Genomic DNA, 12,951 nt, shown 5'->3' on the forward strand with positions numbered 1-12,951 from the left:
TCAAACAAACGTTCCAGATTAGCGGGAACCTGGCCGGACATCGTATTCGTAATCATCACGTTCACACAGTCACTGTCACGCTCAAGGTGTATCGCTGTACAGGTGTTATCGGGAGAATACTTGATTGCATTGGAAAGCAGGTTACTGAAAGCACGTCGGAGCATATCGCTGTCTCCGGCAACAACGCCCTCTCCTTCAACCGTGATTGTCTTTCCTGTTTCGTCTGCCAGGGGCTCGAACAACTCACGTAATTCATTCAGTTCGGCTGCCAGATCCACATCATGTTTATCCAGCCGCAGCAGACCATGCTCTGAACGTGCCAGAAAAAGCATGTCACTGGTCATTCGTGACAACCTTTTCAGTTCTTCCAGGTTAGCGAATAAAATTTCGCGGTAATGCGAAACATCCCTTTCCTTAGCCAGTGCAAACTGCGTCTGCATCATCAGATTACTGACTGGTGTGCGCAGCTCATGCGCGATGTCAGACGAGAAATCTGACAGTTTCCGGAATGCCCCCTCCAGGCGATCAAACATATTATTGAACTCCTGCATGGTCTCAGAGATTTCCGGCGGAGCCAGATCGGGATTTAGACGCTGATCCAGGCTGTGTACGGTCATGGAGGAAGCCAGACTGGTCATTTCCCGTAGCGGTTTCAGACCAATACGTGTGGTCAGCCAGCCCAGAAAAACAGAAATAAAGACCAGACCGATATTGAACCAGAACAGCCAGGTACTGAGTTTGTCCATAAACAGGGTGTGATACCCAGTATCCGTGGCAACCGTAATGATGACATGTTTGCTTTTACCCTGTTCCGGCGTCACGGCAACCCGCCGCGAGATACTGCGGTACACGGTGTTATTTTCTTCCGTCTGGATCATATAGTCGAGAATATCACCCGACTTATTAAGCAGGACCGCTGGAACAACAGAATTTTTGGCATAGAGTTCAACAATTTTTTCATTTTCCATGTTTTTTATAGAAATGAATAAGCCATTGTGCCCCACCATCGCATCGTTTATTTTTTCTGATAATGACTTAATATCCGTTTTGTTCCTGAACGTCTCTGTTTTAAGAAACTCTTCGGTGAGCTGAAGTTTACCTGTCAGAAAATCGCGGTCCTGATTATCGAAATAGCCATTAAGGGTGCTAATCAGGATAAAACTTGATAACCACCATACCGTAAGCATCACCGCGGCTTTGTTGAATAAATCGAACTTTTGCTGAGTTGAAGGATCAGATCACGCATCTTCCCGACAACGCAGACCGTTCCGTGGCAAAGCAAAAGTTCAAAATCACCAACTGGCCCACCTACAATAAAGCCCTCATCAACCGTGGCTCCATAACTTTCTGGCTGGATGATGAAGCTATTCAGGCCTGGTATGAGTCGGCAGCGCCTTCTTCACGAGGCAGACCTCAGCGCTATTCTGACCTTGCCATCACGACTGTGCTGGTCATTAAACGCGTATTCAGGCTGACCCTGCGCGCTGCGCAGGGCTTTATTGATTCCATTTTTTCTCTGATGAACGTTCCGCTACGCTGCCCGGATTACAGCTGTGTCAGCAGGCGGGCAAAGTCGGTTAATGTCAGTTTCAAAACGCCCACCCGGGGTGAAATCGCACACCTGGTAATTGATTCCACCGGGCTGAAGGTCTTCGGTGAAGGCGAGTGGAAAGTCAAAAAGCATGGCCAGGAACGCCGCCGTATCTGGCGTAAGCTGCATCTCGCCGTTGACAGTAAAACACATGAAATCATCTGCGCTGACCTGTCGCTGAACAACGTTACGGACTCAGAGGCCTTCCCCGGGTTAATCCGGCAAACCCACCGGAAAATCAGGTCAGCCGCCGCCGATGGCGCTTACGATACCCGGCTATGTCACGATGAACTGCGGCATAAGAAAATCAGCGCGCTTATCCCTCCCCGAAAAGGTGCGGGTTACTGGCCCGGTGAATATGCAGACCGTAACCGTGCAGTGGCTAATCAGCGAATGACCGGGAGTAATGCGCGGTGGAAATGGACAACAGATTACAACCGTCGCTCGATAGCGGAAACGGCGATGTACCGGGTAAAACAGCTGTTCGGGGGTTCACTGACGCTGCGTGACTACGATGGTCAGGTTGCGGAGGCTATGGCCCTGGTACGAGCGCTGAACAAAATGACGAAAGCAGGTATGCCTGAAAGCGTGCGTATTGCCTGAAAACACAACCCGCTACGGGGGAGACTTACCCGAAATCTGATTTATTCAACAAAGCCTCGTTAAGGTTAACCTAAGATTTCAGAATGATAATCTCTGCTTTGCAGCGAATAAGGCAATCATAATATTAGATTGAATTGTTGTAATTATCATCAATGTTTTTACTGGTTTACTATTTTCCGGAGGTGTTAATGCCTGTACTTTTCAGGGTGAAAGTTATTCCGCTGGTTTTACTTCTGGCAATGATCTTTGCGTTTTTACTTAACTGGCCAATATTGCTGCATTTTTACGAGATTTTGTCGCATTTAGAGCATGTCAAAATTGGTTTTGTCATTTCTATTCCCTTTGTTCTGGTTGCGGCGCTTAACGTTGTTTTTATGCCTTTCTCAGTTCGTTTTCTGCTGAAACCTTTCTTTGCTTTACTGTTTATCACTGGCTCACTGGTCAGTTATTCGACACTAAAATATAAAGTAATGTTTGATCAAACGATGATTCAAAACATTATTGAAACTAACCCCCAGGAAGCGCATTCCTATCTTAATGGCTCAATTATTATATGGTTCGTCTTTACCGGTATCCTTCCTGCCATCCTCCTTTTTTCAATAAAAATTCAATATCCTGAAAAATGGTATAAAGGCATTGCTTACCGTTTGCTCTCCGTGCTGGCATCGTTGAGTTTGATTGCAGGTGTTGCCGCACTTTATTATCAGGATTATGCCTCTGTCGGCCGCAATAACTCGACATTGAATAAAGAGATCATCCCGGCGAACTACGCTTACAGCACTTTCCAGTATGTTAAGGATACGTACTTTACGACTAAAGTGCCTTTCCAGACGCTGGGGAATGATGCTAAACGCGTCGTCGCTCACGAAAAACCCACGCTGATGTTCCTGGTGATTGGCGAAACGGCACGCAGCCAGAATTTCTCGATGAACGGTTATTCGCGTGATACCAATGCCTTTACCAGCAAATCCGGCGGCGTTATTTCGTTTAAAAATATGCATTCCTGCGGTACCGCTACCGCAATATCCGTTCCGTGCATGTTCTCGAATATGAATCGCACCGAGTACGACAGTAAAAAAGCATCTAACAGTGAAAATTTCCTCGACATCGTGCAGAAAACCGGTGTCTCGCTGTTATGGAAAGAGAACGATGGCGGTTGTAAAGGCGTATGTAGCCGCATCCCGACTGTCGAAATTAAGCCTAGTGATAACCCGAAACTGTGCGATGGCAAAACGTGCCATGACGAGGTGATGCTGGAAAACCTTGATGATGAAATCGCCAAAATGCCAGGTGATAAGCTTGTCGCCTTCCATATCATTGGCAGCCATGGACCGACTTATTACCTGCGTTATCCGGCTGAGCATCGCCACTTCATGCCCGAATGTGCACGTAGCGATATCGAAAACTGTACTCAGGAACAATTGGTCAACACCTACGACAACACCCTTCGTTATACAGACTATGTATTAGCTGAGATGATTGAAAAGCTAAAAAATTACAGCGATCAGTACAACACCGTGCTGCTTTATGTGTCCGATCATGGTGAATCATTGGGCGAAAGCGGGCTATATCTGCACGGCACGCCGTACAAACTGGCACCGGATCAGCAGACGCATATTCCGATGCAGGTCTGGATGTCACCGGGCTTTATCGCCGGGAAACACATCAACATGTCTTGCCTTGAAAATAATGCGGCGAAAAAATCATATTCCCACGACAACCTGTTCTCATCGATTTTGGGGCTGTGGGACGTAAGCACCAGCGTCTATAATCCTGACCGCGATTTGTTCCGCGAATGCCGTGGCTAATCGATTGTTAGTATAACAAAAAGCCTTACGGCAACCTGGTTGCCGTAAGCTGCAAGAATGCAATAAGGCTTATAATATGAAACAACTTACTTTCAACGACCTACGCAAGCAAAGCGCACAAGCCGCAAATTCCCCCCGCTTACGTGCCCATCATAATTTCCACCCTGAATTGAGCGACCCGGTGCAGCGTCTGGCTATTGCTATGGAACCGGGAACTTATGTTCGCCCTCATCGCCACCCGCATACTTTTGAACTGCTGACATCCCTTACCGGTCGCTTTTTGGTATTGAACTTTGATGACCTGGGTAACCTGACCCAGCGCGTCGTGTTAGGTGAGGACTGTAAAGTGCTGGAGATGGATGCAGGCACCTGGCATACCGTATTGTCACTGGATGAAGGCGGCGTTATTTTTGAGGTAAAACACGGTAGGTACCAGCCTGTTGCTGATCAAGATGCCGCCCCATGGGCCCCCGCCGAAAACGAGCCGGGAACTGCAGAGCTGATGAAATGGTACACACAGGCGCAAGTAGGTGATGGCGGATATCCGCGGTAATTAATGCGTTGCACGGAGTGCCATTCTCTCCTTCGCGCCAACTTCAAAGGCTAAGACGCTTCCTCCCAAATCACCTACTCGTAAACCTGTGGCAAGAGTAGAGGCACTGTTGCAAATAGTCGGTGGTGATAAACTTATCATCCCCTTTTGCTGATGGAGCTGCACATGAACCCATTCAAAGGCCGGCATTTTCAGCGTGACATCATTCTGTGGGCCGTACGCTGGTACTGCAAATACGGCATCAGTTACCGTGAGCTGCAGGAGATGCTGGCTGAACGCGGAGTGAATGTCGATCACTCCACGATTTACCGCTGGGTTCAGCGTTATGCGCCTGAAATGGAAAAACGGCTGCGCTGGTACTGGCGTAACCCTTCCGATCTTTGCCCGTGGCACATGGATGAAACCTACGTGAAGGTCAATGGCCGCTGGGCGTATCTGTACCGGGCCGTCGACAGCCGGGGCCGCACTGTCGATTTTTATCTCTCCTCCCGTCGTAACAGCAAAGCTGCATACCGGTTTCTGGGTAAAATCCTCAACAACGTGAAGAAGTGGCAGATCCCGCGATTCATCAACACGGATAAAGCGCCCGCCTATGGTCGCGCGCTTGCTCTGCTCAAACGCGAAGGCCGGTGCCCGTCTGACGTTGAACACCGACAGATTAAGTACCGGAACAACGTGATTGAATGCGATCATGGCAAACTGAAACGGATAATCGGCGCCACGCTGGGATTTAAATCCATGAAGACGGCTTACGCCACCATCAAAGGTATTGAGGTGATGCGTGCACTACGCAAAGGCCAGGCCTCAGCATTTTATTATGGTGATCCCCTGGGCGAAATGCGCCTGGTAAGCAGAGTTTTTGAAATGTAAGGCCTTTGAATAAGACAAAAGGCTGCCTCATCGCTAACTTTGCAACAGTGCCTGGAGTCGGTGAGGCTCCTGAACTGGACACCGTGCTTGTGCAGATCGCCGACCAGATCGACCAGTTGCTTGACCGACCGGCCCAGCCGGTCGAGCTTCCAGACGACCAAAGTATCGCCTTCGCGCAGCATTTCGAGCGTCTTGGCCAAGCCAGGCCGGTCTGCCCGCGTGCCACTCACCTTGTCCTCGAAGACCTTTTTACATCCGGCCTTGCTCAAGGCTTCGCGTTGCAGCTCCAGGTTCTGATCCTGCGTCGAGACGCGCGCATAGCCAATCAACATGGCTTGTCTCGCGCCCGGTCGATGCGTTCCTGCATCGCCTGCATCACTTCTTCGTGGGTGTACGATCTGGCGTTGGCGTCGGTGGCTTGCCGCAGGGCTTCCTCAACCTCGCGCGTCATCCGCTCGTAATCCTCCGGCCACAGCGCTTGCTCCATGCGCAGCGACGCCTGACCCAGCAGGTGCAGCAGGCTGAACAGCCGCATGTCGTTGGTGGCGACGATGCGCTCCCGAATCTGCTCCTGAATAGCTTCGCTAGCCCGATGCGCTTGTGGTGTGGCAGTCCCCTCGTAGTCAGCGGGGAATTCCGCTTCCTCGGCAATCCTTGCCCAGGCGCTGGCCAGCGCCTCGATGGTTGACGTGCTCATTTCCGCCGCTCCTGTGCTCTTTGGCGAATCAACCGGCCAAGGGGCCTCGACGCGAAAACCAGCAGCATCACGCCTATCGGATACCAGGTCGAGAAGACCACCAAGGCATCGAAGGCTGGCCGTCCGGTGTTGGTAGGCAGTACGGCGGTCACAGCCATCAACCCGCCGACCGTCCAGATGATGCGCCACACGTAGGGCATCACGCGGGGCACGTAGCCGTCATCGAAAGCGGTCTGGTAGTAGCGGCGCAGGCCGCGCTCGGCAAGCGCCTGGCGCTGCCGCTCCGACAGCGCATCCGTCCGGCCATACCAGCGCCGGAATGGTGGACAGCGCAGCAGCAAAGGGGTGAAGAGGATCATCACCGCCACGATCGCGACACCCCACGCCATGACGGCGCCGGCATCGGGCCGCTTGGCGTTCTCGATCACGGGCGCGAAGACGCCCGGAGCACCGATCATCTAGAACAGCGCAATGTGCTGATGGAAGGAGAGCTTCATTTGCTCATCCACTTGCGCAGCAGGCGCTTTTTCAGGGAGGCGCGTTCTTGCGGGTTGCGTCCCTTGTGATTGGCGATGCGATCCGCCGTGGCGGCCTGGCGCTTGACGGGCCAGTAGGAGCGGCCATCCTTGCCCATCGACCAGACGCTGCTGGCCTGGTTTTCCAGCAGGGGCAGATGGGCGCTCAGGGCTTCGGGCGACGCGCTGGTCAGCGCCGTGCGCTCACGGGTGCGCCAGCGCTGATGCCAGAGCTTCTTGTCCTCGCGCTCGCTGCCGCAGGTCGTGTGCCCGACGATGGGTGTTTTGCGGCGGCTGCGGCTCATAACGTAGTGGTCTCCAAGAACATTCAGGACTGATCCCAGGCGTCGATGGTCAAGACCTGATCGGCAGGACAGGCGGCTACGCGGTCGGGAACTGGATGGTGTTCAGTCTCATGCCGACCCCATTCGATTGATCGCGTCGCTTGCGGCACGCTGCGACGCAAGGAGGTTTGCGACCTGGTTTAGCAGCCGTGTCCGCTGCATGTCTGTTACCTATCTCCCCGACCGCTCATTGGACCAACTCCAGAGATTGGGCTCTATCGCTCAGCCAATACGAAACCGGCATTGGCTGATGCCACAACCGAGACGAACACAAATGGCTCGGTACCTGTATTTCGCGCCCCGTGCACTTGGCCCGGTCTTGCCACGGCTATCTCACCTTCCCTGAGGGCACGAACAATCCCATTGCCCTGAAAGTAATCAGCCATTCCCGACAAAACAGTCCACGTGTCTTGGCCGTGAGGATGAATGTGAGCCGCAATTTCCTGCCCGGGATGGACATGCCAAACCACGATAATTGAGTCTCGGGTTTCAAGCACAACGGAACGAATAGGCTCGCCTTCGGACGGCTGAACATACTCGGCTACAGAAAATATTCTCGATTCAACAGTCATCGGAGATTCCTCTTTCACAGTGCCCACAGACAGGCTGGATATGAGTTCTAACTCGAATTTGAACGGGAGGCTGGTCGTGCGGTCGTGCAGTTGCCGATGAGCGTGTCGGCTGCTGCCTCCTTGCCCACCAGCGAACTCACGTCCGTTGCGGCCATCCAGAAGGTCTTGCCCGAGCGCGGCTCATAGGTCGCGGGATCGAACACGCCAGAGGGGCCGAACATCGGCGGCTTGATTGGTCATGGCTCCATGCCTTTGTCGTTACGGTCTTCATCGTCGGCATCCTGACGCACGGCGGGCAATTGCTGGAGCAACGCCGGCAGCCATTCCTGTACCGTCTCCCACACCACATCGAGGTTGATGTCGAAATAGCCGTGAGCCATGCGATTACGCATATTGCGCATGCTGCGCCACGGCACGTCGGCATGCGCCTGGGTGAACTCGACGTAGCCATCCATCACCTTTGTGGCCGCCTCGCCGATGACGATCAGGCTCATGATGACGGCCTGCTGGGTGCGCTTGTCGGCCAAGAAGTCGTCCTTGGCCATCCCTTCCACGAAGCTGCGCGCATCGGTTGCGGCCTGCTGAATGTGGTCGAGGTAATCGGGCAGGCGGTTCTCGCTCATATCGGTTGCGCCTCCGCGAGCACCTTGGCCCGGAACTTCGGCGGCAGGTCGCCGGGAGTCAGCAGATCGACGTCAACGCCGAGCAGCGATTTCAGTTCTTCTTCCAAATCGCCCAAGTCCAACAACGTGGCACCGGGCAGCGCATCGACCAACAGGTCGAGGTCGCTGCCATCCCGGTCGGTGCCATGCAGCACCGAGCCGAAGACGCGCGGGTTCGCGGCGCGAAAGCGGCCTACCGCTTCACGCACTGCGCTTCGCTTCATGTCAAGCACAACAGACGGTCGCATGGGCATCCTTTCTTATCGAAACTCGTTGAGATGATATGCAATCAAGAATAGAATTTCAAGAACTATTTTCGAGAATCGCAATGCCTTGATTCCCGTGCCGCGCCGGTTGCCTTGGCGGGCTTGTCACAAACCTACGTTTTCAAGAAGAAGGAAACCGCATGCCCCGCCGTTCGATCCTCTCCGCCGCCGAGCGCGAAAGCCTGCTGGCGTTGCCGGACACCAAGGATGAGTTGATCCGTCACTACACGTTCAGCGAAAGCGACCTCTCCATCATCCGGCAGCGGCGCGGCCCGGCCAATCGGCTGGGCTTCGCGGTGCAGCTCTGCTACCTGCGCTTTCCCGGCGTCATCCTTGGCGCTGATGAGCCACCGTTCCCGCCATTGCTGAGACTGGTCGCCAACCAGCTCAAGGTCGGCATCGAAAGCTGGGACGAGTACGGGCAGCGTGAGCAGACCCGACGCGAGCACCTGGTCGAGCTGCAAACGGTGTTCGGCTTCCAGCCGTTCACGATTGGCCACTACCGGCAGGCTGTCCAGTTGCTGACCGAGCTGGCCATGCAAACCGACAAGGGCATCGTGCTGGCCAGAGCCTTGATCGAGCACCTGCGGCGGCAGTCGGTCATTGTGCCCGCCCTCAACGCCGTCGAGCGGGCGAGCGCCGAAGCGATTACCCGCGCCAACCGGCGTCTCTACGACGCCTTGGCTGAGCCGCTGACGGACGTGCATCGCCGTCGCCTCGACGATCTGCTCAAGCGCCGCGACAACGGCAAGACGACGTGGCTGGCCTGGCTGCGGCAATCCCCGGTCAAACCGAACTCGCGGCACATGCTGGAACACATCGAACGCCTCAAGGCGTGGCAGGCGCTCGACCTGCCCTCCGGCATCGAGCGGCTGGTTCACCAGAACCGGCTGCTCAAGATCGCCCGCGAGGGCGGCCAGATGACGCCCGCCGACCTGGCGAAGTTCGAGCCGCAGCGGCGTTACGCGACCCTGGTGGCGCTCGCCATCGAGGTCATGGCCACCGTCACCGACGAAATCATCGACCTGCATGACCGCATCCTGGGCAAGCTGTTCAATGCCGCCAAGAACAAGCATCAGCAGCAGTTCCAGGCATCCGGCAAGGCGATCAATGCCAAGGTGCGGCTGTTCGGGCGCATCGGCCAGGCGCTGATCGAGGCCAAGCAAGCGGGCCGCGATCCGTTCGCCGCCATCGAGGCCGTCATGTCCTGGGATGCTTTCGCCGAGAGCGTCACCGAAGCGCAGCGGCTCGCGCAACCCGAGGACTTCGATTTCCTGCACCGCATCGGCGAGAGCTACGCCACGCTGCGCCGCTACGCGCCGGAATTTCTCGACGTGCTCAAGTTGCGGGCCGCGCCCGCCGCCAAGGACGTACTCGACGCCATCGAGGTGCTGCGCAGCATGAACAGCGACAACGCCCGCAAGGTGCCCACCGACGCGCCGACCGAGTTCATCAAGCCGCGCTGGCAGAAGCTGGTGATGACCGACACCGGCATCGACCGGCGCTACTACGAACTGTGCGCGCTGTCGGAGCTGAAGAACGCGCTGCGCTCCGGCGACATCTGGGTGCAAGGCTCGCGCCAGTTCAAGGACTTCGAGGACTACCTGGTGCCGCCCGCGAAATTCGCCAGCCTCAAGCAGGCCAGCGAATTGCCGCTGGCCGTGGCCACCGATTGCGACCAGTACCTGCATGACCGGCTGACGCTGCTGGAAACGCAGCTCGCCACCGTCAACCGCATGGCGCTGGCCAACGAGCTGCCGGACGCCATCATCACGGAGTCGGGCCTGAAGATCACGCCGCTCGATGCGGCGGTGCCCGATACCGCACAGGCCCTGATCGACCAGACGGCGATGATCCTACCGCACGTCAAGATCACCGAATTGCTGCTGGAGGTAGACGAATGGACGGGCTTCACCCGGCACTTCGCCCACCTGAAGTCAGGCGACCTGGCCAAGGACAAAAACCTGTTGCTGACCACGATCCTCGCCGACGCGATCAACCTGGGCCTGACCAAGATGGCGGAATCGTGCCCCGGCACGACCTACGCCAAGCTGGCCTGGCTGCAAGCCTGGCACATCCGCGACGAAACCTACGGGGCGGCACTGGCCGAGCTGGTCAACGCGCAGTTCCGACATCCCTTCGCCGAGCATTGGGGCGACGGCACCACGTCATCGTCGGACGGCCAGAACTTCCGCACCGGCAGCAAGGCCGAGAGCACCGGCCACATCAATCCGAAATACGGCAGCAGCCCAGGGCGGACGTTCTACACCCATATCTCCGACCAGTACGCGCCGTTCCACACCAAGGTCGTGAACGTCGGCGTGCGCGACTCGACCTACGTGCTCGACGGCCTGCTGTATCACGAATCCGACCTGCGGATCGAGGAGCACTACACCGACACGGCAGGGTTCACGGACCACGTCTTCGCGTTGATGCACCTGCTGGGCTTCCGCTTCGCCCCGCGCATTCGTGACCTGGGCGACACCAAGCTCTACATCCCGAAGGGCGATGCCACCTACGAGGCGTTGAAACCGATGATCGGCGGCACGCTCAACATCAAGCACGTCCGCGCCCATTGGGATGAAATCCTGCGGATGGCCACCTCGATCAAGCAGGGCACGGCGACGGCCTCGCTGATGCTCAGGAAGCTTGGCAGCTACCCGCGCCAGAACGGCCTGGCCGTCGCCCTGCGTGAGCTGGGACGCATCGAGCGCACACTGTTCATCCTGGACTGGCTGCAAAGCGTCGAGCTGCGCCGCCGCGTGCATGCCGGGCTGAACAAAGGCGAGGCGCGCAACGCGCTGGCCCGCGCCGTGTTCTTCAACCGCCTGGGGGAAATCCGCGACCGCAGCTTCGAGCAGCAGCGCTACCGGGCCAGCGGCCTCAACCTGGTGACGGCGGCCATCGTGCTATGGAACACGGTCTATCTGGAGCGGGCCGCGAACGCCTTGCGTGGCCACGGTCAAGCCGTCGATGACGGCCTGTTGCAGTACCTGTCGCCGCTCGGCTGGGAGCACATCAACCTGACCGGCGATTACCTCTGGCGCAGCAGCGCCAAGATCGGCGCGGGCAAGTTCAGGCCGCTACGGCCGCTGCAACCGGCTTAGCGTGCTTTATTTTCCGTTTTCTGAGACGACCCCTTCAAGGTCTTCAAAGCGTATTGAGTGTTCATAAGTGATCTTCCGTATCGACGGGTTAACAAGCACAACGAATGGATTTACAGCAGATAAGCTGTAATACTCATTAACAGACTATAGGCTGTAATACGCCTCTTGCCAAGATTCGGCATCTTTCAAAAACAAGGCCGTGTTGAGTAAGCAGTACTGGTATCTAGCACCCCTGACCACTTTGCTTGAGAGTGACCCAGTGACATTTATCGTGATCGTAGGTCTTTTAGACGTTGTTGCTAACCGGCATCATACTCAGGTGGTAACCCCCAGGGATACTCGGGAAGTGATAATTTATTCCCGCCCTAATCAAAATATATAACCCTATCTTATTAGCTTTCTTAGTAGTTTATAAATGAAGTAAAAATTAGCGAAGAAGCTTTACATTAAAAAGTGAGCAAAAATTTTTACCATTGAACCGGCAAAATTTGCAATCTGCGGCTTTTAGCCTGAGAAAATCCACATTAACAGAATAATCATCAAGTCCAACAGAGGCATAACTTACGTCCTCGAATAAATCGGTAATAAATGAGTTGAAATTACAAAAATTAACCTCACTCAATATCCTGAACACCGCAGAAATATAACTACTATGCATTATCCTGACTTCAATAACCTTTAATAAACTAGAATGCGATTTACTTTTAAAGAGGTCAAAGAGAAAGTAAACCAGCTCATTTTTATTGTCAGAAATCCATTTTAAAATTTTATCCCTGGCACATGGCAATAAATACACTGGAGTTTTGAAAGGATTTGAAATGTCAACCACAAGGGAACAATAACCATGAGGATTTATTCCACTTATAATTAAGTCACTAAGTCCTTTCACTGCATCCAAATAGTTGTCAAAACAAACCTCATATAAACAGGTACTATGAGCTGCACATTTAGATTCAAACAACCATCTATGACGAAGATAACCAATGCCTTTAGAGTGTATATCTTCAATAATACATTTATGGCAGTAATGAATCTTTGAGATGTTTACCAATGGATATGAATTAGTTATGTGTAAATTATTTCGACAGGCATCTTCAACAGCGTTGAAATACCCGTAAACACCAGAAGATAACGACACTATATTGGAAGTTAGTATATAACCATTTCTTGTGGCAAGAATGTCATATATATCCTGCAAACTATGCAATTTGTACATATCAATCAGTTCGAGCCGAGGAAAGGCATCGTACCTTAGTTCACCATGCTTAGATATTATGTTCCTGCAATTGGATAAGTTATACATTATCTGTGAACGCAGAAGAAAACTGTGCCACAATTCATTTTCGTAAACCATATCACTCCC

At 54.1% G+C, this 12,951-nt stretch carries 13 protein-coding genes and 1 pseudogene; 5 read left to right on the forward strand and 9 right to left on the reverse strand.

What is annotated here, in order from left to right:
- A partial coding sequence (gene pcoS / locus F8561_RS15925) for a copper resistance membrane spanning protein PcoS (RefSeq protein WP_151887695.1) occupies positions 1–1,187 on the reverse strand: 1,187 nt, incomplete at its 3' end.
- A gap of 38 nt (positions 1,188–1,225) precedes the next feature.
- Here pcoS and F8561_RS15930 point away from each other — a divergent pair.
- From F8561_RS15930 to F8561_RS15945, 4 genes are all read left to right on the forward strand, one after another.
- Positions 1,226–2,194 (forward strand): IS5-like element IS903B family transposase, encoded by a 969-nt coding sequence (locus F8561_RS15930; protein ID WP_072196614.1) that lies wholly within the window; start codon positions 1,226–1,228, stop codon positions 2,192–2,194.
- 188 nt (positions 2,195–2,382) lie between these two features.
- Positions 2,383–4,002, forward strand: coding sequence for a phosphoethanolamine--lipid A transferase MCR-9.1 (locus F8561_RS15935; RefSeq protein WP_001572373.1), 1,620 nt, complete (start codon positions 2,383–2,385; stop codon positions 4,000–4,002).
- 76 nt (positions 4,003–4,078) lie between these two features.
- Entirely contained in the window at positions 4,079–4,555 is a 477-nt protein-coding gene (locus F8561_RS15940; protein WP_001572372.1) for a WbuC family cupin fold metalloprotein, read from the forward strand.
- A 165-nt stretch (positions 4,556–4,720) separates the two neighbouring features.
- Positions 4,721–5,425: an IS6-like element IS26 family transposase gene (locus F8561_RS15945; protein WP_001067855.1), complete on the forward strand. Its 705-nt coding sequence runs from the start codon at positions 4,721–4,723 to the stop codon at positions 5,423–5,425.
- Positions 5,426–5,478: 53 nt separating this feature from the next.
- Here the strand turns inward: F8561_RS15945 and F8561_RS24220 are convergent.
- From F8561_RS24220 to F8561_RS15980, 7 genes and pseudogenes are all read right to left on the reverse strand, one after another.
- A pseudogene (locus F8561_RS24220) lies at positions 5,479–5,757 on the reverse strand (recombinase family protein); the annotation flags it as partial.
- Positions 5,751–6,122, reverse strand: coding sequence for a hypothetical protein (locus F8561_RS15955; protein WP_003100853.1), 372 nt, complete (start codon positions 6,120–6,122; stop codon positions 5,751–5,753). The gene F8561_RS15955 and the pseudogene F8561_RS24220, both read right to left, overlap by 7 nt.
- Positions 6,119–6,580 (reverse strand): hypothetical protein, encoded by a 462-nt coding sequence (locus tag F8561_RS15960; RefSeq protein ID WP_011137969.1) that lies wholly within the window; start codon positions 6,578–6,580, stop codon positions 6,119–6,121. The genes F8561_RS15955 and F8561_RS15960 overlap by 4 nt, the downstream gene beginning before the upstream one ends.
- Before the next feature lie 35 nt (positions 6,581–6,615).
- Entirely contained in the window at positions 6,616–6,942 is a 327-nt protein-coding gene (locus F8561_RS15965; RefSeq protein ID WP_003100858.1) for a hypothetical protein, read from the reverse strand.
- Between the two features lie 254 nt (positions 6,943–7,196).
- Positions 7,197–7,553, reverse strand: coding sequence for a cupin domain-containing protein (locus tag F8561_RS15970; RefSeq protein WP_003465043.1), 357 nt, complete (start codon positions 7,551–7,553; stop codon positions 7,197–7,199).
- 236 nt (positions 7,554–7,789) lie between these two features.
- Positions 7,790–8,176 carry a DUF86 domain-containing protein gene (locus tag F8561_RS15975; protein WP_003100872.1) on the reverse strand — a complete coding sequence of 129 codons (387 nt, stop codon included), beginning with the start codon at positions 8,174–8,176 and terminating at the stop codon, positions 7,790–7,792.
- Complete coding sequence (locus F8561_RS15980; protein ID WP_001247892.1) at positions 8,173–8,463, reverse strand: nucleotidyltransferase family protein; 291 nt, start codon at positions 8,461–8,463, stop codon at positions 8,173–8,175. The genes F8561_RS15975 and F8561_RS15980 overlap by 4 nt, the downstream gene beginning before the upstream one ends.
- A gap of 158 nt (positions 8,464–8,621) precedes the next feature.
- On the opposite strand from F8561_RS15980, the gene F8561_RS15985 reads away from it, so the two are divergent.
- On the forward strand, positions 8,622–11,588 hold the full coding sequence (locus F8561_RS15985) for a Tn3-like element ISPa38 family transposase (protein WP_151887696.1): 2,967 nt from the start codon (positions 8,622–8,624) through the stop codon (positions 11,586–11,588).
- Between the two features lie 427 nt (positions 11,589–12,015).
- Here the strand turns inward: F8561_RS15985 and F8561_RS15990 are convergent, their stop codons facing one another.
- The gene (locus F8561_RS15990; protein ID WP_033144814.1) at positions 12,016–12,942 is read right to left on the reverse strand and encodes a hypothetical protein; all 927 of its coding nucleotides are present in this window, start codon (positions 12,940–12,942) and stop codon (positions 12,016–12,018) included.
- Positions 12,943–12,951: the final 9 nt, after the last annotated feature.

Origin of the sequence: Enterobacter sp. 198 (genome assembly GCF_009025585.1) — a bacterium.
In the GTDB taxonomy this organism is placed as follows: Bacteria; Pseudomonadota; Gammaproteobacteria; order Enterobacterales; family Enterobacteriaceae; genus Enterobacter; species Enterobacter ludwigii.